This window comes from Pseudodesulfovibrio sp. S3, assembly GCF_004025585.1.
Taxonomy (GTDB): Bacteria; Desulfobacterota; Desulfovibrionia; order Desulfovibrionales; family Desulfovibrionaceae; genus Pseudodesulfovibrio.
Window position 1 is genome coordinate 126,698 of record NZ_QTZO01000008.1, and the last position, 25,088, is coordinate 151,785.

Consider the following 25,088-nt stretch of genomic DNA (forward strand, 5'->3'; position numbering starts at 1 on the left):
AGACATTGAATCCGACCGGTGCCCAGAGGGTGCCGGTCGTTTTTTCATTGTCGGTTCGGGTCTGGATAAGCCGCCTCCTTCCTGTTAATTGAAAAGGGGTGAATGACGCCGAACCGACATATTCTTCCGCCATCCCCGGATTGATGCCCTGGCAGACGTATATGCTGGCCTTTGTTGTCGGGGTGTCGGCCGTACAATTTCCTGTTCCGGCGATTGCTGCTCTGGCGCTTCTTTATGCCGCGGACTGCTCCTTTCGGGAGCGGGGCTGCCGGTTGTCGGTCTTTGCCGTTGTCTGCTGTGCGGTTTTCGGTTTCGGCTACGCTTCCCAGCGCACGCCGGACCTTCCTGAAAGTGTTCCCCATTGGATGGAGGCACGGCAGCCGGTAACCGTCGACGGCGTGGTGGACCGGGTGGAGCCCCTGGCAGGCGGCAGGTTGCGGGTGGTCCTGCGCGAGGTGCAATGTGATCAGGACGGGGTCGACAAGGCGTTGCCCGGCAAGGTTGCGTGGAGTCTGCGTCATCCCGATTACATTCCGGCGCCGGGACAGTCTGTTCGCGCCCTTGTCCGGGTGGTCCCGGTGCATAACTTCGGGAATCCCGGAACCTGGGACTATGTCCGGTACTGGCAGCGGCAGGGCGTGTTCTGGCGGGCCTGGCCTCAGGGAAAGGAAAAGCCGGAATGGGGCGATCTCCCGCATGATTTCCTTTGGGGCATCAAGTCCGGACTCCGCCGCGCCGTGGCTTCATCTCTTCCCGAGACCCAGGGCGGTGCCATGGTCCTGGCCCTGACCACGGGCGACCGTTCCCGGCTTACCCCGGAGACCATGGAAGCCACCAGGAGCAGCGGGCTGGCCCATACCCTGGCCCTGTCCGGCCTGCACGTCGGTTTCGTTGCGGCCATGGGCGTTGGTTTGGCCCTTTTGGCCGGTTTGCTTTATCCGCCGATCCTGCTGTTTGTGCCGCGTCCCAAGCTGGCCGTGCTGCTGGCCGCTCCCCTGGTGCTCGGCTACGCCTGGCTCGGTCAGCCGTCCGCTTCTCTGATTCGCGCGGCTGTCATGTTCGGCTTCTGGGGGTTGCTTCTGCTTCAGGGACGCGGGCGGGTGCTCCTGGACGGGCTTTTCTTTGCGCTGGCGGCCATCGTTTTTGTGTCGCCCCTGTCCGTTTTTGACCTGAGCTTGCAGATGTCGGTCACAGCAGTGGCAGGCATAGGGCTCATGTACCCTTGTTTCCGGTGCCTCTTTGTTTTCAAGCGTTCCCGATTTGCCGTGATACTTGGCTGGGCCGGTGCGCTTCTGGCCATCAGCGTCTGCGCCAACATTGCGCTCATGCCGCTTGTCTCCTGGTATTTCGGTACGTTCAGCCCCAATATCCTGCTCAATTTCATCTGGCTTCCGGTGCTTGGGTTTGCGGTCATGCCCTTGGGGTTGGTGGGAATGTTTCTGTCGGCTTCCGCCTGGACCGCACCTGTGGGCGGAGTCCTGCTCGGCCTGGCTGCCGGGGTCGCAGACTGGTTGCTGGTCCTGCTGTATGCCGAACGGGATGCTGGATTGACGCCCATCCTGGCGGTATTGCGCCCGCTGTGGCCGGAAACGCTGGGGTTTGTCATCCTGCTGATCACGGCGGCTGCCGTCCTGCGGAGCGACCGGCGGGTGCCGAAGGCGTTGGCAGGGCTGGGGTTCGTGCTGCTCGTGTTGCCCCATGTGTGGATCATGGTGGAGGACAGCCGAAATCAGACGCGGCTGACCATGCTCGACGTGGGGCTGGGACAGTCCCTGGTCATTTCTCTGCCTGGTGGGCATCGGTGGCTGGTGGACGCCGGGGGCGGATCGAAGACGTTTGATTTTGGTGAGGCTGTGGTGGCCCCGAGCCTGACTCTGGGCAGGCCGCCGCGTCTGGACGCCGCGTTCATGAGCCACCCGGATGTCGATCACAGCCACGGCCTGCCGTTCATTCTCGACAGATTCGCCGTGAAATCATTTTATACCAACGGGATGCTGCCCCGAGGGCAGACTGGAAGGCGGCTGCGAGCGGTGCTCGACGCCAACGGTCTGGTGCCTGTGGCTCTTCAGGCGGGAGACACGGTGCCGTTGTCAGAGGACACCAAACTCTGCGTGTTGCATCCGTCGGAAGGTTTTGTCGATGCCAAGGCGAACGAGTTGTCGCTGGTCCTGCGGCTGGAGAAGGAAGGGCGCTCGCTGGCTCTGTTGCCGGGCGATATCGAAAAGCGCGGAATCAGGTCACTTATGGAGAGCCGAGCCGATCCTGTTGCCGAAGTGCTGGTGTTGCCGCATCATGGGAGTCGAAGCAGTTTCGATGCATCGTTCTATCAGGCGGTGTCCGCACGGGCTATTCTGTGCTCCAACGGCTATCTCAATCAGTATGGTTTTCCTGCTTCAACGGTGGTCGAGGCAGTGGGGGGGACTGTATTTACCACGGCAAGGCATGGTCAGGTTGTCTGCCTGTGGCGCGGGCAGCAGGAGTTGTCTATTCAATCAAGTGTTTCAGACTTGACCCTTGCCACAGGTTTGTTACTGCGATAATAAAACACAGTATATGAGTAAGAGTTTTTATTGAAGGCCTGACCCAGAAACAGACTGTGGGCTGTTGACGGAAAATACATTTAAGCATGCGGGATCTATGAGCAACATTAAGAGCAAGCTGTTCAACGCAGTTGAGAAGATGCCCGCGTTTCCCAAAAGCGTTCATCAGGTCTTGAAACTTTCAGGCGATATAAACTGTTCTCAAAAGGACTTGGTGGAGGTCATACGTAAGGACCCGGTCTTTACCCTCAAGATATTGCGTCTGGTCAATTCCGCCTATTTCGGACTGTCCCGAGAGGTCACTTCCATCAATCACGCCAGCGTATACCTGGGCCTCAATACCCTGAAGAATGTTGCTCTGGGGTTGGCCGCTGTTGGAGTTATCCCCAAGTCCACATCCAAGCTGCTGGATATGGGCGGGTTTTGGCTTCATTCCCTGGCTGTCGCTACCTGTACGCGAATGCTGGGCCTCAAGTTGGGTGTGTCAAAGGATGCAGCTGCAGATTTTTTTGCTGCCGGGCTGCTGCATGATATCGGCAAGGTCGTGTTTGCCCTGTACATGCCCGAGGAATTCGAAGCGGTCATCAAAGAGGCCACAGAGCCGGGCGCGGCCTTGCACAAATGTGAACTGGAAGTCATTGGAGCCACTCATGCGGATGTCGGGGCCATGCTGGCCGAGAAGTGGAATCTGCCCGGAGATTTGCACGATGCCATCGCGGGCCACCATTCTGTCGGGGACGGAGGATCTTCACAATTGAACAACTGCCTGTTCGTCGCCAACCAGATTGCCAAGAAACTTTCTTTTGGTGCAGCCGGGAATTATGAGATCGAACCGTTGTCTGAGAATATGAAAAACTTTTTTTCCATGGATATTGACGAATTGATTGCGGATTTGCCAACACTGGACGAAGAGGTTGAACACGCCCGCCTGTTCATCAAGCTTGGTGAGGCCCAATAGTGCGGATTCAATTCAGGGGCACGCGCGGTTCGCTTCCGGCACCGGGGTCGCAGACAGTCAAATATGGAGGCAATACCACCTGCATCGAGGTCCGGTCCGATTCGGGCGATCTGATCATTCTGGACGCAGGCACGGGCATTCGGGAACTCGGGCTTGAGTTGGCCGAAACAATGCCGGTAGTCTGCCATCTGTTCATTTCCCACACCCATTGGGACCATATTCAGGGACTGCCATTCTTCATCCCCATGTTCGTGCCCGGCAATCGGCTCACAATTTATGGTCCGCCCGATCCCCTGACCTTGACCGGTATTGAAGCCGTGCTGGCCAAGCAGTTGGAATACCCTCACTTCCCTGTGCGCGTGTCCGAATTGGCGGCAGATATCGATTACAAAACGCTTTCCGAAGGGCAGGTCGTGGACCTGGGGTTTGCGCAGGTTTCGACGATTCTCATGAATCACCCGGCCATGAATTTCGGGTTCAAGGTGCAGTGCGACGGAAAGACCCTGTTCTTTACGGGTGATCACGAACCGCTTTTCAACATATATAGCCCCGATGATCCGGAGTATAACGAATATGAGCGGATCGTCCGGGAGCGCAATGAGGGGATCATGGAGTTTTTGCGTGACGTGGATGTCTTTATCGTGGACTCGCAGTATACCGAGGAAGAATACGAAAAAAAGAGGGGTTGGGGGCATTCCACTGTGGAGTGGGCGCTTGGCATGACCCGCGATGCCGGAGTGGGCATGACCTATCTGACACATCACGATATCACCCGAACCGATGCCGAGATCGATGCCATACACGCCCGGCTGCAGAAGGAATGGAAAGGGACCGGAGTTCTGTTCGAGATGGCCCGTGAAGGTGTGGCTGTGGAAATATGATCGTCCCAGGTTGGTTACGCCTCACGACAGAGTTGCATTCTTTGCAATATAATGACATTTATTACTTCATTGAGGGAGTAGAGACATCGAGGAGGAGTGAGCATGAAAGCGCTTATCGTGGATGACGATTTTTATAGTCGGAACATGATTCACGAGATTTTGCGTCAGGTGGCCAAATGCGACATCGCCGTGAACGGTGAGGAGGCCATTGAAGCCTTTCGCCGTGGGTTGTTGGGCAATGATCCGTATGATCTGATCTGCCTTGACCTTTTGATGCCTGAACTGGACGGACAGCAGGCCCTTCGCGAAATCAGGGTTTTGGAGCAGGAAAACGGCATTGCTCCGCGTAATGAATCCAAGGTAATTGTCACCACCATGCTTGCGGATGAGAAAGAAACTCATGATGCTTTCTTTCTCGGGGGGGCTACCTCCTATCTCGTCAAGCCCATTGATGAAGAAAAACTTATGAACGAAATCAAGAGCCTGGGGCTGGTTTAGCCGAAAAGAGCATAGCCGTTCCTGCAACAGAATAGCCGGGTGCCGTGCGACTGAAGCGGCATCCGGTTTTATGTTTCCGGGTGGATTTGAAGTTGGAGCCGTTTTCTAATATGATACTTTTTTGTGTGATGCTATTTTCCCCGAAAATCCGGGGTTCATATATATAGGATAAAACTCAATGAGCCAAATACTTGGTGTTAAATTCAATGATTACGGGCAGGTGTATTATTTCAATTCCGGCCCGTTCGTTGTCCGTGAAGGGCAGCACGTCATAGTCAAAACCGACCAGGGCATGGGGTTGGGCAAGGTCATTCTCATTCGCCAGGCTCCCATGGAGAGTGAGGAGGACGACGGCGAAGGTCACAAGGCCATATACCGTCTTGCCAACGAGAAGGACATGGAGTCCGTGGCCGAGAACGAGGAGTTGTCCAGAGCCGCCTTCAAATACTGCCGGGCCTGTGTCGTCACGCACAAGCTGGGCATGAAGCTGGTGGACGTGGAGGTCTTTTTCGATCGTTCCAAGATGGTTTTCTATTTCACCGCGCCCGGTCGGATCGATTTTCGCGAGCTGATCAAGGATCTGGTCAAGGAATACCGTACCCGCATCGAGCTTCGGCAGATCGGCGTTCGGCACGAAACCCAGATGCTCGGCGCCATAGGCAACTGCGGTCAGATATGCTGTTGCCGACGGTTTATGCGCAAATTTGTTCCGGTGACCATCAAGATGGCCAAGGAACAGAACCTTTTTCTCAATCCTACCAAGATTTCGGGCATTTGCGGCCGACTCCTGTGCTGTCTCAGTTTTGAGCAGAAGGGGTATGAGGAATTTCATCGCATGTGCCCGCGAATAGGCAAAAAGTATCAGACGTCTCTGGGGGCGGTAAAAGTTCTCCGTTCCAATTTTTTCAAGAAATCCCTGTCGTTGCTGACTGAAGATTTCGAAGAACGGGAAGTTCCCATTGACGAATGGAATGAAATAGTTAACAAGCCGCCCAGTGAAGAGGCCATTGCGGAAGCAAAGGCCAGGGTAACAGAGAAGGGGCGCCGTAGCGGCAGACGTCCGTCAAAGCCAGGTGAGCCCAGGCTCGACAGTGGGTTGAACCCTGACGACAGCAAAGAACTCGAGGCCCTTGATCTGGCCGAAAAGCTTGAAAATGATGCGAACCGCGAATCGGTCGGCGGCGATAAGAAACGCCGTTCACGCCCGGAGCCATCCGGCAGGCCCAGCCGAGTGGACAAACCTGTTCCTCCCAAGGTCGAGGTCGAGTCTGCAGAAGAGGCGGGTGACGATGCGACCAAGCGGGGACGTCGACCCAGAAGGCGCAGGCGCAGGCCTACCAAGAAGTAACTGCGTGGACAGGACGGCTGATCCCGTCCTGATAAGGAGACTTTGATTTGGAACGTTTTTATATCACCACGCCCATCTACTACGTGAACGCCAAACCCCATTTGGGTCATGCGTACACCACCACTGTGGCCGATTCGTTGAATCGGTTCCACAAGCTGATGGGCGAGGAAACGTATTTTCTGACCGGCACGGACGAACACGGCGACAAGATAGTCCAGGCGGCGGAGAGTAACGGCCAGACACCCCAAGAGTACGTTGATGTCATCAGCAAACTCTTCGAGGACCTTTGGCCGGGCATGAATATTTCCAATAATGATTTTATTCGTACCACCCAGTCCCGGCATATTACGGTGGTCCAGGATATATTGCAGAAGGTCCATGACGCCGGAGACATCTATTTCGGTGAGTATGGCGGCCACTACTGTTTCGGTTGTGAACGGTTCTATACCGAGAAGGAGCTGGTGGATGGGCTGTGCCCGGATCACCAGACCAAACCGGAGTACATCGCGGAAAAGAACTACTTTTTCAAGATGTCCAAGTACCGGGACTGGCTGCTCGACCATATCAAGAAGCATCCCGATTTCATTCGTCCCGAGCAGTACCGGAACGAGGTGGTCAGCCTCCTGGAGTCCGGGGAGTTGGAGGATCTGTGCATTTCCAGGCCCAAGTCCCGCCTGACCTGGGGTATCGAATTGCCGTTCGATGCCGATTATGTCACCTATGTCTGGTTCGATGCGCTCATCAACTATGTGGCTGCTCTGGGGTATCCGAGCGGCGACAAGTTCAAGAAATTCTGGCCTGCAGCCAATCATCTGGTAGCCAAGGATATCCTCAAACCCCATGCCGTGTTCTGGCCGACCATGCTCAAGGCCGCCGGCATCGAACCGTACCAGCACCTCAACGTGCACGGCTACTGGTTGGTGGCGGATACCAAAATGTCCAAGTCCATAGGCAATGTGGTGGAACCGCTGGCCATGAAGGACGCCTACGGCCTGGACCCCTTCCGTTATTTCCTGCTGCGCGAAATGTCCTTTGGCCAGGATTCGAGCTTTTCCGAAAAGGCCCTGGTCGGCCGTCTCAATGCTGATCTGGCCAATGACTTGGGGAATCTCTTCAACCGCACCCTTTCCATGACCCACAAGTACTTCAACGGCGTCATCCCCGGTCCGGACATCGAGGATATCGTGGATGCCGAGATCAAGAAGGTCGGCCAGGATGCCATGAAATCTTTTCAGGGATTCTATTCCGAGCTGAAATTCTCGCGCGCCCTGGAAGGGCTTTGGGAGTTGGTGCGCGGCCTGAACAAATACATCGATGCCACTGCTCCCTGGACTCTGTACAAGGAAAAGAACACAGGCAGGTTGTCCACGGTCATCTATGTCCTGCTTGAGAACATGCGCAAGATCGCCGTCCATTTGTGGCCGGTCATGCCCGAATCCTCCGAGCAGATGCTGAAACAGCTCAGCATTACCTTCGACCCGGAAAAGGTCAATTTGCCCAAGGAGCTGGATGTCTGGGGCCTGCTTGAGTCAGGACAGTCCGTGGCCGAGACTTCCAACCTCTTTCCCCGTGTGGATATGCCTGAGGAGGAAACCCCGAAAAAGGAGAAGCCGGCCAAGAAGGCCGAAGCCTCCGGCAAGGAAGCGGTTCCGACCATCGAGTTCGAGGATTTCCAGAAGCTCGATCTGCGCGTGGGCACGGTCATGGAAGTGGAGAAGCACCCCGAAGCCGACCGTTTGCTCCTGGTTCGCGTGGATACCGGCGATGCCGAACCGCGTCAGGTGGTGGCCGGTATTGCCGATTTCTTTTCTCCTGACGATCTCATCGGAAAACAGGTGGTCGTCGTCACCAATCTCAAACCCCGCAAGCTCAGGAAGCAGCTCTCCCAGGGCATGATCCTGGCTGTGAAGACTGCGGACGGGATGCAGCTCCTGACCCCCACGGGGGAGGTTGATCCCGGCAGTAAGGTCAGCTGATTTGCGGCCCGAAAACCGTTATGACAGAGGCCTCCGATCCGGGGGCCTTTTTGTTGGCAAAGTCTTTGCAGTATATCCTGCCAGATACGTCCGAATCGTCAAAAAATGGGCGTTCAGGGGTGGATTATGCAAATCAAGACGAGAACCGTCCTGTCCGGCGGGGAAACCGGACAGAGGCAATCATTTCGGCATGGCGTGGTCCGGTTCGACGGGAATTGGAGCCTCGACACTGTTGCACGCGAGGTAGCGGAGCGCGGCCTGACCGCACTGGTGTTCGACGATCCTGCCATATTCGCCGATCACGAAAAGGCTGTCGGCATGTGTTTGGATATGCGTGTGCGCGAAATGAATGTCCTGTGGAGTGCGCGCCTTGATACCGTGCCTTCGGACGGGCTGATCAAGTCCATGCGGTTGGCCGGGTGCCAGCAGGTGGACATGACGCTCGATCCGGATGAGGCCGTGGAAGGGCTGTTCTGGGCTCGCCATTACGGTCTGGAAGTCCGCATCCGCAATACCAACGGCATTTCCTATGCCGCCGAGAGAATACTCTACACCGTGGCCGAGCGTGAGGCCATTGCCGAACGGCTGGCCGGTCTCCATGCTGCCCAATTCGATCTGGCCGTGGCCTACTTCAAGGCGCAACGCTATCACGAAGTCATGCTGCCTTTGGGCAAGGCCATGACCCTTCGTTTTCCCATGAACGATCTGTGCCTCAATCTTCTAGCCTGTCTCTCTGCCGCCAAGCATTATCCCGATCAGGCGGCCGGATTGCTGGATCAGGCAGGATACGGGTGCCCGCATCCCGTGGTTTTCCGCAACCGCGATCTGCTCAAGGCGTGGCTTGCCAGCGGCGGAGATATCAAGGGTGCCCGCCTCAGGCTCGAACCCGAGAGTTTGTTTATTTCGTAGGTGTTTCGTCGTATTCTCGAGAATAAAAGCCCCCTGCAATGCGTGTATTGCAGGGGGCTTTGGTCAGGTGTCGTGGCGAATTACAGGTTCAGGGGATGATCGTCAGGAGGCCTTTGCATGTCGGCCGGGGCAGCAGTTGCAATGCGGGCCTTCCTTGGAAGCGTTTTCCACGGCCAGGATCTTTCCGGCCAGTCCGCAACAGAGCACGACATCAGAGCCGCGTACACGTATGCGGCAACCAGTGGGGCCACCGGACAATATTTCCACCGGACACCCCGGTGTCAGTCCCATGGCAAGCATGCGAGACCTGGCTTTTTGGCCGCCGTCAATACCGGCGATGCGGACAACCGACCCCGTGGGGTACTGAGTCAAAGGCTTTTGTGTCACTTGAATATCCCTCAATTCCTTGTTGAGGTTGAGAATAGGTATCAACTTTGCCTGTGTCAATGGGGAATGTGGTCAAGCGGGACAAATAGTTTTATTGACGTGTCCTTTTCATGGCGATTGCGTGTGCTGCAATGCAGTATTGCGTGGATGGGAATCCAAAAACTGAGAATGGGGATGGGATGGGGTTGCCGGGGAATGTCCTGACAAAAGCATTGCCATTGAAGGGATAACCTTATAATAAAGATTGCTTGTCCGGCGGGCGACGCCCGGGTCCGGTCGAGCAGGAAGGGCAGTCCCCTTCCTGCCTCTTCGAAAAGGTTCAAAATTTTAACTATTTCAAGCAGAATGCCCAAACGCACAGATATCAAGAAGATCATGTTGATCGGGTCCGGCCCCATTGTCATCGGCCAGGCCTGCGAGTTCGACTACTCCGGCACCCAAGCGCTCAAGGCGCTCAAGGAAGAGGGTTACGAGGTGGTCCTGGTTAACTCCAATCCGGCTTCCATCATGACCGATCCGGAGTTGGCTGACGCCACCTACATTGAACCCATCGAGCCTGAGACAGTAGCCCGAATCATCGAAAAAGAGCGTCCCGACGCTCTTTTGCCAACTTTGGGGGGGCAAACCGGCTTGAATACGGCCCTGGGTCTGGCCGAAATGGGCGTGTTGGACAAGTTCAATGTCGAGCTGATCGGCGCGGACATTGACGTCATCAACAAGGCGGAATCCCGTGAGGAATTCCGTGCGGCCATGAACAATATCGGCCTGGGCATGCCCGAGAGCGGTATTTGTCGCAACATGAACGACGTGCGCGAATGGGGCGGGAAAATCCCGTTTCCGATCATTGTTCGTCCTGCGTATACGCTGGGCGGTTCGGGCGGCGGCGTGGCCTACAATATGGAAGAACTGGAAGAGATCTGTTCCAACGGTCTGGCCCTGTCCATGAAGTCGGAGATCATGCTCGAACGTTCCATCCTGGGGTGGAAGGAATACGAGCTGGAGGTCATGCGCGACAAGAAGGACAACTGCGTGATCATCTGTTCCATCGAGAACCTGGACCCCATGGGCGTGCACACCGGTGATTCGGTGACCGTGGCCCCGGCCCAGACTCTGACGGATGACGAGTACCAGTTGCTGCGCGACGCCTCGCTGGCGGTCATGCGCGAGATCGGCGTGGAAACCGGCGGCAGTAACGTCCAGTTTGCCATCAACCCGGAGGACGGCGAGCTGATCATCATCGAGATGAACCCGCGCGTATCCCGTTCCTCGGCTTTGGCTTCCAAGGCCACGGGATTCCCCATCGCCAAGATCGCGGCCAAGCTGGCCGTGGGCTACACCCTGGACGAGATTCCCAACGACATCACCCGCGAGACCATGGCCTCTTTTGAACCGGCCATCGACTACTGCGTGATCAAGATACCCCGGTTCACCTTTGAGAAATTTCCAGGCACCGAGGATTACCTGACCACGGCCATGAAGTCCGTGGGCGAGACCATGGCCATTGGCCGTACTTTCAAGGAGGCCCTGCAAAAGGGGCTGCGTTCCCTGGAAACCGGGCACACAGGTCTGGGCAAGCGGTTTGACAATGCCGGTGACATCGACAAGAACGCGGTCCTGCGACTCCTCAGGCGGCCCAATTCCGAGCGGATTTCCGCCCTGCGGGACGCGCTTCTCTGCGGCATGACCGTGGAGGATATTTTCGAGGCCACCAAAATCGACCCCTGGTTCCTGCGTCAGTTCAAGGATCTCATCGACATGGAGCACAGGCTCATCGATTTCGGCAAACGCGAGGGCGTTTCCCGGGATGCCGAGGGCATGCCGGAGATGCTGCGCAAGGCCAAGGAATACGGCTATTCCGATCCGCAACTGGCGGCCATGTGGAAGACCAGCGAAGACGCCATCCGCACCCTGCGCAAGGAACTGGACATTATCCCGACCTACTATCTGGTCGATACCTGCGCCGCTGAATTCGAGGCGTATACGCCGTACTATTATTCCACCTACGAGACCGGACAGGAGAATGTCCGCGACGAAAGGAAGAAGATCATCATCCTGGGCGGCGGTCCCAACCGTATCGGCCAGGGGATCGAGTTCGACTATTGCTGTTGCCACTCCTCTTTCACCCTGAAGGAGATGGGCGTGCAGTCGATCATGGTCAACTCCAACCCGGAGACGGTCTCCACCGACTACGACACCTCGGACAAGCTTTATTTCGAGCCGTTGACGTTTGAGGATGTCATGAACATCATCGATTTCGAGAAGCCCGACGGCGTCATCGTCCAGTTTGGCGGTCAGACCCCGCTCAATCTGGCCCTGCGTCTGATGAAGGCGGGCGTGCCGCTCATCGGGACCAGCCCGGATGCCATCGACCGCGCCGAGGATCGCGAGCGGTTCAAGCAGTTTCTGAACAAGCTCAACCTCAAGCAGCCGCCGAACGGCACGGCCATGTCCATGGTTCAGGCCCGCGAGATTGCCGAGAAACTCGTGTTCCCGCTGGTCCTGCGTCCGTCCTATGTTCTGGGCGGTCGCGGCATGGACATCGTCTATTCCATGGACGAATTCGACCATTACTTCCGTCACTCCGCGCTGATTTCGCCGGAACATCCGACTTTGATCGACAAGTTCCTGGAATATGCCATTGAGGTGGATGTGGACGCCCTGGCCGACGGCGAGGACGTCTATATCGGCGGGGTCATGGAACACATTGAGGAGGCGGGCATCCACTCCGGCGACTCCGCGTCCGTGCTGCCGCCCTATTCCCTGAGCTCTGAACTCATCCGGGAGATCGAGCGTCAGACCATTGCCATGGCCAAGGAATTGGGCGTGGTCGGCCTGATGAATGTCCAGTTCGCCATCAAGGACAATGAGGTCTATATCATCGAGGTCAATCCGCGCGCCTCGCGTACGGTGCCGTTCGTGTCCAAGGCCACGGGCGTGCCTCTGGCCAAGCTGGCCACCCGTGTCATGCTCGGCGAGAAGATCAAGGACCTCAAACCCTGGGAAATGCGAAAGCACGGCCATGTTTCCGTCAAGGAATCCGTGTTCCCGTTCAACCGTTTCCCCAACGTGGACGTGTTGCTCGGACCCGAGATGCGTTCCACCGGTGAGGTCATGGGCATTGATCCGAGTTTCGGCCTGGCCTATATGAAATCTCAGTTGGCCGCCGGGCAGAAACTGCCCGTGAAGGGTACGGTTTTCATGTCCGTCAATGACTGGGACAAGGCCAAGATCGTGCTGGTGGCCAGGGACTTCGAAGCCATGGGCTTCAAGGTCGCCGCCACGGGCGGGACGGCCGACTTCCTTATCGGGAAGGGCATCAATGTGCTGAAGGTCCACAAGGTCCATGAGGGCCAGCGTCCGCACGTGGTCGACCATATCAAGAACCATGAGTTCGACCTGGTCATCAACACCCCGTCGGGCAAGAAGACCGTGGGTGATGCCAAGATGATCCGTCAGAACGCACTGTTGTACGACATTCCCTACACCACCACGGTATCGGGAGCGCGGGCAGTGGTTCAGGCCATTCACGAATTGAGACAAACCGGGCTGCAAGTAAAGAGCCTGCAAGAATATTACGGCTAACAGCCGGTCACGCGAGAGAGTCTTCATGAAAAAAGAGTATTGCGGTCTTTTCGGTATTTACGGCAACAAGGAAGCCGCACGTATGACCTACTTCGGTCTCTATGCCCAGCAGCATCGCGGGCAGGAGTCGGCAGGCATCGTGACCTGGGATGGCGACAAGATCCGCGAACAGAAGGGTATGGGCCTGGTGGCGGATGTGTTCAACGAACGGCATTTGAGCAAGGAACTCAAAGGTTCCATTGCCATGGGCCATATCCGGTATTCCACCACGGGTGCTTCGCTCATCCGCAACGCTCAGCCGTTTCTGGTCCGGCATGGCGACCTTCGCCTGGCCGTGGCCCACAACGGCAATCTGGTGAACACCTATGAATTGCGTTCCGAGCTTGAAGCCAACGGTTCCATCTTTCAGACCACCATGGATACCGAGGTCTTCGCCCACCTGATCATCAAGTATCTGCACGAGTCGGAGACCATTGAAGAAGCCATCGGCAAGGCTTGCAACCGGGTGCGCGGCGCCTACTCCATGCTTATCCTGGCCAACGACAAGATGATCGCGGTCAAGGACCCCAACGGGTTCCGTCCGCTCGCGCTCGGTCGGCTGGGTGACAAATACGTGTTCGCTTCGGAGACCTGCGCCTTTGACCTCATCGAGGCCGAATACCTGCGCCCCCTGACTCCGGGCGAGATGGTCGTCATTCACGACAACAAGATGACCAACCACCAGTTCGCCACGGCTGAAAAATGCAGTAAGTGCATTTTCGAGCTGATTTATTTCGCCCGTCCCGATTCGCACGTTTTCGGCGATGTGGTCTACGAGCGGCGCAAGGCCATGGGTGCCCAGCTTGCCAGGGAAGCCCCGGTGGATGCCGACATGGTCATGCCGTTCCCTGATTCGGGCAACTACGCGGCAGTGGGATACTCCCAGGAATCCGGTCTGCCTCTGGAATTGGCCATGATCCGCAACCACTATGTTGGCCGGACGTTCATTCAGCCCTCTCAGGATATGCGTGATTTTTCGGTGCGCGTGAAACTCAATCCGGTCAAGTCCATGATCAAGGGCAAGCGTATCCTCATCGTTGAAGATTCCATCGTGCGCGGGACCACCATTTGCGCCCGCGTCAAAAAACTGCGTGAACTGGGAGCGCGGGAGATTCACTTGCGCGTGAGCTGTCCGCCCATCAAGTTCCCCTGCTTTTACGGCATCGATTTTTCGAGCAAGGGCGAGCTGATTGCTGCCAATCATTCCGTGGAAGATATCGCCCGATTCATCGGTCTTGATTCCCTGCATTACCTGACCATTCCCGGATTGGTGGATTCCGTGACCCAGAACGAGTGGTGTCTGGCCTGTTTTGACGGCAACTATCCGGTGCCGTTATCCGACAGGGTGGGCAAAGACTGCCTGGAAGCCGCCCCCGGCATCATCAAGGAATTCTGTTAGGGGAAGCGCATGACCTGCACTACGGAACACAAGGACTGGCTGGAACTGGCCCGCGAGGTTCTGGATACGGAAATCCAGGGGCTTGGAGCGGTGCGGGATCAGCTCGATGACGCCTTTGTCCGGGCCTTGACCGCCATGGCCCAGTGTCAGGGGCGCGTGGTCATCACCGGCGTGGGCAAGTCCGGGCTGGTCGGGCGCAAGATTGCCGCCACGCTGTCCTCAACCGGGACGCCTTCGTTTTTCCTGCATTCAGTTGAAGGTGCGCATGGCGATATGGGCATGATTCGCAAGGAGGACGTGGTGTTGGCCCTGTCCAACTCCGGTGGCACCGACGAAGTCAATGCCATCATCCCGGTGCTCAAGTCGCTGGGCGCGCTGGTCATTGCCATGACCTCCAATCGGGTCTCGGCCATGGCCCAGGCTGCGGACATTGTCATCAAGGTCCATGTACCCAGGGAGGCATGTCCCATGGGGCTGGCTCCCACTTCATCCACCACCGCGCAACTGGCCGTGGGCGACGCTCTGGCCGTCTGCCTCATGGAATGGAAGTCCTTCGGCAAGGACGATTTCAAGAAATTTCATCCCGGCGGATCGCTGGGGCAGAGATTGGCGACCTGCATCGACCAACTCATGCACGTGGACGGACTGCCCGTGGTCCGGGAGGGTGACTCTCTTGAGACTGCCCTTGCAACGCTGAATTCAGGCGGTCTTGGTTTGGTGGCCATCGTGGACGGAGATGATGTTCTCAAGGGCGTTTTTTCCGATGGCGACGTGCGGCGGTTGGTCTGCGCCGGTTCTCTGGATGCAGGCCGCGCCATCAGCGATGTCATGACCGAATCGCCCAGGCGTGCGACCACGGGCGATTCTTCGGCCCATGTTCTCGACGTCATGGAGCGCAGTCAGATTACCGTGCTGCCCGTGGTTCTCGAGGACGGGCGGCTGGCGGGCATGGTGCATCTGCACGATCTGCTCGGCAAGGGCGAACTCCGTTTTTCCAACGGCCATACCAGGGATGCCGGGTAACCCGGCAGGAGCGCATGGTGACCCGGACGCAGAACGGCGATTCAGACGTTTGCAGGCGATGCTCCTTTCTGGGGCCGACCTGCTGTCGGATTGCCTCGGGCAGTGAGGAATTCTGTTTTCCTCTTTCGCTGGTGGAGAAGGAGCGCATCCGGGAGCATGTTCCCTATACCGGGGGATTTGTGCTGTCGCCCAACTCCAAGGCCTTCATAGACTATGTCTGCAGGTTGTTTCCTGGCGAGGAGGATGCGGTCGGACAGTTGTTTCCCCATGGCAAGGAGCATTTTCGTCTGGCCGTGGATTCTTTGGGCGCTTGTCGGTTTCTCGGCCCCTTGGGGTGCGAGATACCGCAAGAGGTACGTCCCTATTACTGCCGTCTGTTCCCGTTCTGGATGGCCGGGAACGTGGTCACGCATTTTGACACTCCCACCTGCCTTGCTCGACGCGAGGGAGGGACATTGGTACGAATACTCGACATTCTCGATATGAACAAATCGGCTGTCAAGGACCTCTACGGGCGGTTGCGTCTGGTATGGGGATTGCCGCCCAGCAAGGGCGCGAGCCGAGTCAAGAAAAGCTTCTGACGGATATAATATGAAAAAATTCCTGAAAATATTTGGTGTTGTGTTTCTTGTCTGTTTTCTCACAGGCATCGGCGGTGCGGTTTGGGTGTACCACTGGGCGGCCAGTGATCTGCCCGGATTTAAGAACATTACCGACTACAATCCACCGCTGGTGACCACGGTTTATGCCAAGGACAACCAGGTCCTGGGGTATTTCTACAAAGAGAAGCGGTTCCTGGTGACGTTGGATCAGATGAGCGGTTGGCTGCCGAAGGCATTTCTCGCGGCCGAGGACGCCAGCTTCTATCAGCATGACGGCGTGGACCTCACTGCCATTGTTCGTGCGTTCAAGGCCAATCTCATGGCCGGCCGGACCAAACAGGGCGGTTCCACCATCACCCAACAGATCATCAAGCGGTTGCTGTTGACTTCCGAACGAAGCTACCAGCGCAAGCTCAAAGAGGCCATTCTTGCGTTCCGGCTGGAGAATTACCTGACCAAGGAAGAGATTCTGACAATTTATCTGAATCATATTTTTCTTGGAGCGCATTCCTATGGAGTGGAAGCCGCCTCCAGAACGTATTTCGCAAAACACGCCAAGGATCTGAGCATAGCCGAATCCGCCATGCTCGCAGGGCTGCCTCAGGCACCTTCCCGGTATAATCCATATCAGAATATGAATCTTGCCCGGCAGCGGCAGGAGTACGTGCTCGGCCAGATGCGCCACCTCGGGTGGATCAGCCCTGAAGAGTATCAGACCGCCATGGATGAGCAGGTGGAATTGAAGTCCATGGACGATCCGTCCTGGAGGACCGGGGCCTATTATCTTGAAGAAGTGCGCCGTTGGCTCATCGACCAGTACGGTGAAGAAGCTGTTTACAACGGGGGACTGACCGTAACCACCCCCTGCGACATGAAGCATCAGGCTGCTGCGGAAAAGGCCCTTCGTCGTGGTCTGCTCGATTCGGCCCAGCGGCGCGGTTGGCTTGGTCCCATCGGTCACTTCACGGCCGCCGATGAGCCTGCCATTCTGGCTGAAGGCCCTCAGGATACCGAAGGGATCATGGAAAGGGATCACTTGATGAAGGCCTTTGTCTCCGGCGTGACCCAGGACAAGGCGTCGGTCCGCTTCGGCAGGTTCAAGGGGGAGATTCCCCTGAAGGCCATGTGGTGGGTGCGTGAACCGGACATCAGAAGGAGTCATGAAGACGTACCCGATCCGGTTGATGCGCGTAAGGTGCTGAAGAAGGGCGATGTGGTCTGGGTAACCGTGGCTCAGGCCCCCAAGCAGGAAGACGGCGTCTGGATTCTCGACCTGGAGCGTGAACCCAAGGTGGAAGGGGGACTGGTGTCCATCATCCCCGCCACTGGTGAAGTGCTGGCCCTGGTGGGCGGCTACGCCTTTGAGAAGAGCCAGTTCAACCGGGCTATTCAGGCCAAGCGGCAACCCGGTTCCGCATTCAAGCCCATCGTGTATTCCACGGCCATCGACAACGGATTCACTGCAGCTTCGATGGTCCTGGATGCGCCGATTGTCTATGCCAACGACGCTGAAGGCAAGCTTTGGCGTCCGCAGAACTTCGAGGGAACCTTCGAAGGGCCGACCCTGCTCCGTACCGCTTTGGTCAAATCCAAGAACCTGTGTACGATCCGGGTGGCCCAAAAACTCGGTATCCGCAAGATCATCGAACGGGCAGAGGCCATGGGCCTGGTTTCGGATTTCCCGCATGACCTGTCCGTGTCCCTGGGGTCTGCCAGTGTCTCACTGATGAATCTGTGCGAGGCATACACGACATTCCCGCGCGGCGGTTCCTACGTCAAGCCGCGTACGGTTTTGTCCGTGAAGTCCGCCTGGGGCGAGGATATGTACTCTTCGGTGCCTGAAACCGTGGATGCCATCAGCCCGCAGACCGCCTATATAATGGCCACTCTGATGAAACAGGTGGTGCAGAATGGAACCGGTTGGAGAGCGCGTGTCCTGGGCCGGCCAGTGGCGGGCAAGACCGGGACTTCCAACAACGAGCAGGACGCCTGGTACATGGGGTATGCCCCGTACCTGTTGACCGGCGTATATATCGGGTTCGACGAATTGACCCCCATGGGCAAGTGGGAAACCGGTTCGCGTGCCGCCAGCCCCATTTGGGTGGACTACCGCCAGAAGGTTGAAGAGGATTATCCGTATGAGGACTTCACTCAGCCTCCGGGAATTGTTATGGTCAGGGTGGACGGGGCTACGGGCAAGCTTGCTTCGCCGTCCTCGACCCAGGAATTCTTTTTGCCGTTCAAGGTGGGAACGGAGCCTACGGAAACGGCCCGGCCCTATGGCAACGGGAACGGAGAAGGGCCTGCGTCTGATGATGATCTGTTCAAGCAAACCTTCTAGGCATGGGAGCTGACCATGGAGCTGGAACTCTATCAGGTGGACGCGTTTGCGGAGGAAGTTTTCAGCGGCAACCCGGCTGCGGTCATGCCGTTGTACGAATGGCCGTCTGACGAATTGTTGCAAAATATCGCCATGGAGAACAATCTCTCCGAGACCGCGTTTTTCGTGCGCAAGGGCGAGTATTTCGAGTTGCGCTGGTTCACCCCGGAAACGGAAGTGGACCTGTGCGGCCATGCCACGTTGGCCAGCGCCCATGTCCTCTATGAATATCTGGACTATACCGATCCCGTAGTGGTCTTTGAGACCAAGAGCGGACGGCTCTTCGTGGACCGCGAAGAGGGGCTCTATTCCATGGACTTCCCGTCCTGGACCTACAGTGAGATTCAGGTGACCGAGCGGGTTTCCAAGGCGTTGGGCGTCCGCCCGGCCAAGCTGTTCATGGGACACCGCGACATGATGGCCGTATTCGAGACCGGCGATGAAATCCGGGCCTTGAAACCGGATTTCGGCCTGGTCGCCAAACTGGACGGCATGTGTCTTATCTGCACGGCCCCCGGACTGGATTACGACTTTGTCTCACGCGTCTTCGTGCCCGAGGTGAATATCCCGGAAGACCCGGTCACCGGCTCGGCCCACTGCATGTTGGTGCCGTACTGGGCCGATCGTTTCGGCAAGTCCCGGCTCGAATCCTATCAGGCATCGGCCCGTGGCGGCGTGCTTCATTGCGAATACATGGGGGATCGCGTCAAGATCGCAGGAAAGGCCGTGACCTATATGAAGGGAATCGTGGTTCTGTAAGGAGGAGCTGTGCCGTTTATCAAGGTCGAAACCAATGTGCGCGTCAGGGATGTGGCCGGGAGCACCAAGAGGCTGTCCGAGCTGGCCGCTGAGTTGCTCGACAAACCTGAAATCTATGTCCTGGCCGTGCTGGAGCCGGAAAAGTCGCTCATCTTCGGAGGAACTCCCGACCCTGCGGCCTATGTGACCCTGGATTCCATCCGGCTCCCCGAAGACCGCATTCCGAAATTCTCCGCTGCCGTCTGCGCATTTCTCGAGAAGGAATACTCCATTCCCGGCAATCGGGTGTATATCGCCTTCAGCGACATCATGCCTCATCGTTTCGGCTGGGACGGTCGGACGTTCTGAAATCCTGACACTTTATGAAAAAAGCCGGGTAAGCTGTGATGCTTGCCCGGCTTTGCTTTTGTGTTACAGCAGCTTCAGCCGCCAGTTGAATTCGCTGGTGCGTTTGGGGCGGGGAACGGCCTTGGGCCAGTCCTCGCGGATGGTAATGAACGTCTTGATGCCGAGCTTTTCAAGGGTCTTGTACTCGTTGCTCAGGTCCAGCTCCCAGCCGGGGAAAATCCAGTTGTTCTGGCCGTGCTTGCGGACGAAGGCGACTTCATGCATGGGGCTTTTCAAGGCCTCGTCAAAGGGGACGCTTTCCGCCAGGAAACGGGAAATGCCGAAGGGCCACAGCCCCTTGATGACAAAACCGAGGGAAAGAGGCGGGTTTTGGGCCAGCGTCTGTATGTCTTCCAACGGCAGTTCCGGGTTGATGATCGCGCTGGAGCAGCCAAGGTCCTTGAGCATGCCGAGGGCCAGCCTGTTTGAGGCGTTGCAGTATGGACCGGCCACCAGGGTGGCGTTTTTGCGGTCCTCAAAGAAGGCGGCCTGCCACGGGGCATTCAGCACGAATTCCCGTGCCCCCTTTTTGACAGCTTCCTTGATCAGGGAACGGTATTTCTTGTCCTCGTCGGGCCAGATGACCGGCGGCAGCCACCACTGGGAGCGGGAGACGATCTTGCCCGGTATCTTGCCGATGGTGGACCGTTCCAGCCAGAAGGCGGAGCGGTCGTAGATATGGCCTCTGGGCGGTTGGCGGAACAGGGAGATGGTCTCAGACCTGCTCTTGTTCTTTGAGCGCGGCGCAGCCTTGGGCCAGGTGGGCGTGAACGTGGAAGCCTTCGGCTCCGGTGCCGGGAACAGGTCGAGTTCCCTTTCCAGGCCCTTGATGAGTTTGGTCAACTCCGGCTCGCGGCGGTCCACCAGGAAGACCTTGGTACCCGTGGGCAGGGGAGGACCGGAGTGCTGCTTGGAAAAGGGTATGTCCATGCGGCCGCGTTTGGGAACACGGCGGCGGATGGCAAGGGTCCGGTGGCCCGGCTGGTCTTCATAGCCCACCCGGATCATGTCGCCGGTGTTGAGCTGTTCACGTGGCTGGAAATAGAGCTGTTTCTGATCCCGTTTGATCTCGCCCACGAGGCGTCCCGAACTGGTCTCTTCGCCGGGCTGGATAGGCATGAAGGGCCGTTGCGGCAGGAACGTGGAATGGGTTGTGGGGCGGCCCAGTGCCTGATCGAGCAGGTCCAACGCCGTCTTCTTGGCCTGGGCGTCCTGTGGATTGTCGCGCAACAACTGATATGCCTTGACCGTGTAGAAAACGTAGTGAGGTCCCTTCTTACGGCCCTCGATCTTCCAGGCCGCCACCTTGGGCATGGAGAGCAGCGGCTTGGTCAGGAGGTCCAGTGAGAGGTCGGAGCAGGAAAAGAGTCGTTCCGGGTCTTTTTTGTCCCGTGAGTAGAGCCGACGGCAGGGCTGCACGCACCGTCCGCGAAGGCCGGATTTGCCGCCCAGGTAGCTGGACCAGTAGCAGCGGCCCGATACGCAGTGGCAGAGCGCGCCGTGAACGAAAATTTCGAGATCGAGGTCCTTGGGGCAGGCGTCGGCCATGATTTTGACTTCGTCAAGGTTCAGCTCACGGGGTATGACCACCCGTTTGGCGCCGAGTTTCTTGGCGATTTCCAGGCCTGACGGGTGGCTGACGTTGGCCAGGGTGGAGAGGTGCAACTCGCCTGTGAAGCCCACCTGTTTGGCCAGGCTGAGCATGGCAAGGTCCTGAACGATGAGGGCGTATGGTTTGACGCTTTTTTGCAGCCGGTCGATAAGGTGCCCTGCGGCTTCCGGGTCTTGAGGCTTGACCAAGGTGTTCATGGCAACGTAGGTCTTGGTTCCGCGATCGCGACCGAGGCTTGCCAGTTGAGCCAGCTCGCTGATAGAGAAGTTCGTGGCCTGCATGCGGGCCGAAAAATGTTTCAGTCCCACATAGACCGCGTCAGCACCGGCTGCCACGGCTGCGAGGTAGGAATACTTGTCCCCGGCAGGGGCCATTATTTCAGGTACGTGTTTTTTGTTCATAAAGGTAGTTGTATGTCCTTGAGGAATTGTCGCACTGTCAAGGTATTGGATGTGTCCCCGGTCGGTCAATCAAAATCGCCGGGCGAACTTTTCGAGTTGAGGCTCCAGTATCCGGATTGGGATGGGTGGAAGCCCGGCCAGTTCGTCATGATCCGGCCCACGGGATGGGAATTGGATTTGCTCTGGGCCAGACCCTTTTCCATATGCTCGTCCGATGGCGAATCACTGACCCTGTTCATCCAGAACATGGGGCGTGGCACCAGTCGGATCGGCAAGCTCAAATCGGGCGACACGGTCACCATGTGGGGGCCGCTCGGCAATTCCTTTGCCGTTGAACCCGAAACTCCGACCCTGCTCCTTGCGGGGGGTATCGGCATCGCACCTTTTCGGGGATATGTCGAGCAACATCCGCAACCGGAGAATCTCAAGCTTTTCATGGCCCATCGTCTGCCCCTGGATTGCTATCCCTATGCACTGCTCTCGAAATCGGTCTCAAGTCACTGTATGATCGAGGAAAAGCCCGAGGATCTGGACCGTATTATCGACACCATGCGCGACCGCATCAGGGAGTATGCCGCACAGGACGGCCTGATTTTATCCTGCGGTCCCACACCGTTCATGCGGACGGTGCAGCGTTTTGCGCTCGAGTTCAAAGCCAGGGCGCAGGTGTCCCTTGAAAACCGCATGGCCTGCGGTGTGGGCGCATGTCTGGGCTGCGTGACCAAGGACGGAGAGGGGCATCATGTCCAGGTGTGTACGCGCGGGCCTGTGTTCTGGGCCGACAAAGTGGAGCTTTAGGGGGACTGGTCAATGGATATGCATGTTTCTTTCGGTGGATTGGACCTCAAAAATCCGGTCATGACCGCATCCGGTACTTTCGGCTTCGGGATGGAGTTCGCCCCCTACGGGGATCTGACCAAGCTCGGCGGCATCGTGGCCAAGGGCCTTTCCCTCAAGCCTCGTGAAGGCAATCCCATGCCGCGCATCACCGAGACCCCGTGCGGGATGCTCAACGCCATCGGCATCCAGAATCCCGGCGTGGAATATTTCATCACCAAGGCATTGCCGTACCTGCCCTGGAAAAAGGTAGCCGTGATCGCCAACCTGTATGCCTGCGATGCCGCCGAGTTCGGGGAGCTGGCCGGGGTGCTGGCAGGCGAGGAAGGTGTGGCCGCCTTGGAGGTCAACGTCTCCTGTCCCAACGTCAAGGAGGGTGGCATTGCCTTTGGCCAGGACCCGGCCCAGATCGCCAAGGTGACCGAGGCCGTGAAAAAATGGGCTGGAAACAAGCACGTCATGGTCAAGCTTTCTCCCAACGTCACCGACATCGGCGTGTGCGCCCGGGCCGCAGCCGAGGGCGGGGCGGATTCCCTTTCGCTCATCAACACCCTGTCCGGCATGGCCGTGGATATCCGCAAGCGCAAGCCGTGCATTGCCAACGTCATTGCAGGACTGTCCGGCCCGGCGATCAAGCCCGTGGCATTGCGCTGCGTCTATCAGGCCGTCAAAGCCGTGGACATTCCGGTGGTGGGCATCGGCGGCATAGCCTCTGCCGAGGACGCCCTGGAGTTCATCCTGGTGGGGGCTCAGGCCGTTCAGGTGGGCACCGCCAACTTCCTGCGGCCCGATTTCGCCTTCAACCTGGTGGATGAGATCGAAACCCTGCTCGGCGAGATCGGGGCGACCAGTCTGGACGATTTTCGAGGCAGTTTGCAGCTTCCACTGTAAAAAATCCAAAATTTTTCCTTGCCAAGGCACACCATTTTGGTTAGTTACTGCCTCTCTAACGCGGAGAGGTGTCCGAGTCCGGCTTAAGGAGCACGCCTGGAAAGCGTGTAACGGGGGAACTCGTTCGGAGGTTCGAATCCTCTCCTCTCCGCCACGAAAGCAAAAAGGCTTACGATGAATATCGTAAGCCTTTTTTCGTGGTCTTCGCCGGATCAGGCGTTTGAAGTTTTTGGGGAATCGGGGCTTGTATAAAAGCTGAAGAAGATGTCCTTTTCTTCTGTAGTCTCAACGGTGTGATCCGGGGTATCTGGCCAGAGATTGTTTGCCGGGGCTTTGAGAGATGTCTGGTCAGACAGTAAAAAGGTTATTTCCGCGCTGCTGAGTATGGGACCGTTGTTATTGTTGCCGTACATGGGGTGCCGCCTTGGGTTTAAGGTTTTACCTCCCCCTCCTACATACTATAACGCTCAGAAGGGCATGATGGTTACAAAGAACTGGGCCTTACGGTGTGCTGGATGTCTGTTCAAAGTCGAAAAGAGAGCCGATGTTTATGATAATGAATGTTCTTTCCATTTTGTTACACAAATTTAAGTAGTCATCGAATTACGGTGGGGTTTGCTTCAGTTGGTTTTCGGTGTGAAAGAATGTTGGTTTATTTTCCTTTTTATGTGTTAATATATTTGTAACTGGGATTGTCTTCTGGAATTGGCTGGGAGTCGCGTGTTGACGGTGTAACAGAGGTGGGCACTTGAGGTCTAAGATCAGCGGTGTCGGGGGCGTATGCCTTCTGATTGTATTCCTGCTTGCATCCGTAGTGTATGCAGAGGAGGAGACCTTCATCTGCGGTGTGGCTCAGGGGTATCCACCGTATCAGTTCGTTGGCGCGGACGGGACTTCCACAGGATTGGATGTTGAGGTCATTCGGCTCGTCTTCGAAAAGATGGGCAGGGATTTGACGGTCAGGCAGGACAATTGGGATGACATTGTCGCCGGTTTGCGGCTGGGTAAGCTTGACTGCATTGCAGGAATGGAGATCAATGAACGGCGCAATAAATTTTTTGATTTCACTTCTCCGTATTATAGCCGGAAAGGGATGATCTTTGTTCTGGCGGATTCCTTTGTCCATTCGTTCAGCGAGCTGCAATGGCAAGTGGTTACGGGCGACAGGGATTCCTATGTGGAAGAGTTTTTCCGGGAAAAAGGAGTGCACAGGCATATACGATTGTATCAGACCAAGAGTAAGGAGCAATCCATGGAAATGCTCAAACAGGGCAAGGCGGTTGCTGCAATTGCGCCCAAGGCCGTAGGAGTGTTTCTTGCCTGTAAGTACGATGTGGACGTTCGGATGATTGACGTGGGTGATCCTGGAGTGCCCGTAGGCATTGCCGTGGCAAAGGGGAACCGGACGCTGTTGATGCAGATGGAAGCCGCCCTGAACGCGTTGGTTGATGAAGGGGCGTTGCAGGAAGTGTTGAAACGCTGGCAGACCCCCTAGAAGCCGGATGTGAAGAGGCTGTTTCAAAGAACCATTATGGAGTCAAACGAATATAATCGATCCGAAGGTGGAATTTGAGTAAGGAAGAATCAGGTTTTGTGTTAAAACAAATGGGCCTGTTTCCAGTTGATAGTTTTTCGTGGAAATGAAATAGTTTTTATTATTGGTAAATTCAGTGGAATCT

The 25,088-nt window shown here is 56.9% G+C and carries 19 protein-coding genes and 1 tRNA gene; 18 read left to right on the forward strand and 2 right to left on the reverse strand.

All coding sequences use genetic code 11. From position 1 onward, the window contains the following. The first annotated feature begins 98 nt into the window (after positions 1 to 98). The 7 genes from DWB63_RS10830 (at position 99) to DWB63_RS10860 (ending at position 9,110) form a co-directional block, all read left to right on the forward strand. Positions 99 to 2,540 (forward strand): DNA internalization-related competence protein ComEC/Rec2, encoded by a 2,442-nt coding sequence (locus DWB63_RS10830; RefSeq protein WP_241648791.1) that lies wholly within the window; start codon positions 99 to 101, stop codon positions 2,538 to 2,540. Between the two features lie 97 nt (positions 2,541 to 2,637). Continuing rightward, positions 2,638 to 3,498 carry an HDOD domain-containing protein gene (locus tag DWB63_RS10835; RefSeq protein ID WP_128328854.1) on the forward strand — a complete coding sequence of 287 codons (861 nt, stop codon included), beginning with the start codon at positions 2,638 to 2,640 and terminating at the stop codon, positions 3,496 to 3,498. Continuing rightward, positions 3,498 to 4,379, forward strand: coding sequence for an MBL fold metallo-hydrolase (locus tag DWB63_RS10840; RefSeq protein WP_128328855.1), 882 nt, complete (start codon positions 3,498 to 3,500; stop codon positions 4,377 to 4,379). Before DWB63_RS10835 ends, DWB63_RS10840 begins: the two co-directional genes overlap by 1 nt. Positions 4,380 to 4,481: 102 nt before the next feature. Further along, positions 4,482 to 4,877: a response regulator gene (locus DWB63_RS10845; protein WP_128328856.1), complete on the forward strand. Its 396-nt coding sequence runs from the start codon at positions 4,482 to 4,484 to the stop codon at positions 4,875 to 4,877. A 178-nt stretch (positions 4,878 to 5,055) separates the two neighbouring features. Then, a complete protein-coding gene (ricT, locus tag DWB63_RS10850; RefSeq protein WP_128328857.1) occupies positions 5,056 to 6,225 on the forward strand; it encodes a regulatory iron-sulfur-containing complex subunit RicT in 1,170 nt (389 codons plus the stop codon). Between the two features lie 47 nt (positions 6,226 to 6,272). Further along, the gene (gene metG, locus DWB63_RS10855; RefSeq protein ID WP_128328858.1) at positions 6,273 to 8,201 is read left to right on the forward strand and encodes a methionine--tRNA ligase; all 1,929 of its coding nucleotides are present in this window, start codon (positions 6,273 to 6,275) and stop codon (positions 8,199 to 8,201) included. A 126-nt stretch (positions 8,202 to 8,327) separates the two neighbouring features. Next, positions 8,328 to 9,110: a hypothetical protein gene (locus DWB63_RS10860; RefSeq protein WP_128328859.1), complete on the forward strand. Its 783-nt coding sequence runs from the start codon at positions 8,328 to 8,330 to the stop codon at positions 9,108 to 9,110. Between the two features lie 102 nt (positions 9,111 to 9,212). Here DWB63_RS10860 and DWB63_RS10865 read toward each other — a convergent pair whose 3' ends face one another. Beyond that, positions 9,213 to 9,497, reverse strand: coding sequence for a FeoA family protein (locus DWB63_RS10865; protein ID WP_128328860.1), 285 nt, complete (start codon positions 9,495 to 9,497; stop codon positions 9,213 to 9,215). 345 nt (positions 9,498 to 9,842) lie between these two features. On the opposite strand from DWB63_RS10865, the gene carB reads away from it, so the two are divergent. Genes carB through DWB63_RS10900 form a run of 7 tightly spaced genes read left to right on the forward strand, consistent with a single transcriptional unit; the run spans position 9,843 to position 19,629 of the window. Continuing rightward, entirely contained in the window at positions 9,843 to 13,079 is a 3,237-nt protein-coding gene (gene carB / locus DWB63_RS10870; RefSeq protein ID WP_128328861.1) for a carbamoyl-phosphate synthase large subunit, read from the forward strand. 25 nt (positions 13,080 to 13,104) lie between these two features. Then, a complete protein-coding gene (gene purF / locus DWB63_RS10875) occupies positions 13,105 to 14,517 on the forward strand; it encodes an amidophosphoribosyltransferase (protein WP_128328862.1) in 1,413 nt (470 codons plus the stop codon). 9 nt (positions 14,518 to 14,526) lie between these two features. Further along, positions 14,527 to 15,540 carry a KpsF/GutQ family sugar-phosphate isomerase gene (locus DWB63_RS10880; RefSeq protein WP_128328863.1) on the forward strand — a complete coding sequence of 338 codons (1,014 nt, stop codon included), beginning with the start codon at positions 14,527 to 14,529 and terminating at the stop codon, positions 15,538 to 15,540. A 14-nt stretch (positions 15,541 to 15,554) separates the two neighbouring features. After that, complete coding sequence (locus DWB63_RS10885) at positions 15,555 to 16,121, forward strand: zinc/iron-chelating domain-containing protein (RefSeq protein WP_164879854.1); 567 nt, start codon at positions 15,555 to 15,557, stop codon at positions 16,119 to 16,121. Between the two features lie 10 nt (positions 16,122 to 16,131). After that, positions 16,132 to 18,483 (forward strand): PBP1A family penicillin-binding protein, encoded by a 2,352-nt coding sequence (locus tag DWB63_RS10890; protein ID WP_128328864.1) that lies wholly within the window; start codon positions 16,132 to 16,134, stop codon positions 18,481 to 18,483. A gap of 15 nt (positions 18,484 to 18,498) precedes the next feature. After that, on the forward strand, positions 18,499 to 19,281 hold the full coding sequence (locus DWB63_RS10895; protein ID WP_128328865.1) for a PhzF family phenazine biosynthesis protein: 783 nt from the start codon (positions 18,499 to 18,501) through the stop codon (positions 19,279 to 19,281). Between the two features lie 9 nt (positions 19,282 to 19,290). Then, positions 19,291 to 19,629 (forward strand): phenylpyruvate tautomerase MIF-related protein, encoded by a 339-nt coding sequence (locus DWB63_RS10900; RefSeq protein ID WP_128328866.1) that lies wholly within the window; start codon positions 19,291 to 19,293, stop codon positions 19,627 to 19,629. A gap of 63 nt (positions 19,630 to 19,692) precedes the next feature. On the opposite strand, the gene DWB63_RS10905 is transcribed toward DWB63_RS10900, so the two are convergent. After that, a complete protein-coding gene (locus DWB63_RS10905) occupies positions 19,693 to 21,681 on the reverse strand; it encodes a peptidase U32 family protein (RefSeq protein WP_128328867.1) in 1,989 nt (662 codons plus the stop codon). Positions 21,682 to 21,693: 12 nt separating this feature from the next. Here DWB63_RS10905 and DWB63_RS10910 point away from each other — a divergent pair, with 12 nt between their 5' ends. From DWB63_RS10910 to DWB63_RS10925, 4 genes are all read left to right on the forward strand, one after another. Next, positions 21,694 to 22,479 (forward strand): dihydroorotate dehydrogenase electron transfer subunit, encoded by a 786-nt coding sequence (locus DWB63_RS10910; RefSeq protein WP_128328868.1) that lies wholly within the window; start codon positions 21,694 to 21,696, stop codon positions 22,477 to 22,479. A 12-nt stretch (positions 22,480 to 22,491) separates the two neighbouring features. Continuing rightward, entirely contained in the window at positions 22,492 to 23,409 is a 918-nt protein-coding gene (locus tag DWB63_RS10915) for a dihydroorotate dehydrogenase (protein ID WP_128328869.1), read from the forward strand. Between the two features lie 62 nt (positions 23,410 to 23,471). Further along, a tRNA-Ser gene (locus tag DWB63_RS10920) sits at positions 23,472 to 23,563 on the forward strand. A gap of 594 nt (positions 23,564 to 24,157) precedes the next feature. After that, entirely contained in the window at positions 24,158 to 24,904 is a 747-nt protein-coding gene (locus DWB63_RS10925; RefSeq protein ID WP_128328870.1) for a transporter substrate-binding domain-containing protein, read from the forward strand. Positions 24,905 to 25,088 lie beyond the last annotated feature (184 nt).

What these genes read in the sequence shown, in the direction of transcription:
- DWB63_RS10895 (WP_128328865.1), top strand. Translation starts at nt 18,499, where the DNA reads ATGGAGCTGGAACTCTATCAGGTGGACGCGTTTGCGGAGGAAGTTTTC.
- ricT (WP_128328857.1), top strand. Translation starts at nt 5,056, where the DNA reads ATGAGCCAAATACTTGGTGTTAAATTCAATGATTACGGGCAGGTGTAT.
- DWB63_RS10885 (WP_164879854.1), top strand. Translation starts at nt 15,555, where the DNA reads ATGGTGACCCGGACGCAGAACGGCGATTCAGACGTTTGCAGGCGATGC.
- DWB63_RS10860 (WP_128328859.1), top strand. Translation starts at nt 8,328, where the DNA reads ATGCAAATCAAGACGAGAACCGTCCTGTCCGGCGGGGAAACCGGACAG.
- DWB63_RS10880 (WP_128328863.1), top strand. Translation starts at nt 14,527, where the DNA reads ATGACCTGCACTACGGAACACAAGGACTGGCTGGAACTGGCCCGCGAG.
- DWB63_RS10890 (WP_128328864.1), top strand. Translation starts at nt 16,132, where the DNA reads ATGAAAAAATTCCTGAAAATATTTGGTGTTGTGTTTCTTGTCTGTTTT.
- DWB63_RS10910 (WP_128328868.1), top strand. Translation starts at nt 21,694, where the DNA reads ATGTCCTTGAGGAATTGTCGCACTGTCAAGGTATTGGATGTGTCCCCG.
- purF (WP_128328862.1), top strand. Translation starts at nt 13,105, where the DNA reads ATGAAAAAAGAGTATTGCGGTCTTTTCGGTATTTACGGCAACAAGGAA.
- DWB63_RS10915 (WP_128328869.1), top strand. Translation starts at nt 22,492, where the DNA reads ATGGATATGCATGTTTCTTTCGGTGGATTGGACCTCAAAAATCCGGTC.
- carB (WP_128328861.1), top strand. Translation starts at nt 9,843, where the DNA reads ATGCCCAAACGCACAGATATCAAGAAGATCATGTTGATCGGGTCCGGC.
- DWB63_RS10835 (WP_128328854.1), top strand. Translation starts at nt 2,638, where the DNA reads ATGAGCAACATTAAGAGCAAGCTGTTCAACGCAGTTGAGAAGATGCCC.
- DWB63_RS10905 (WP_128328867.1), bottom strand. Translation starts at nt 21,681, where the DNA reads ATGAACAAAAAACACGTACCTGAAATAATGGCCCCTGCCGGGGACAAG.
- DWB63_RS10845 (WP_128328856.1), top strand. Translation starts at nt 4,482, where the DNA reads ATGAAAGCGCTTATCGTGGATGACGATTTTTATAGTCGGAACATGATT.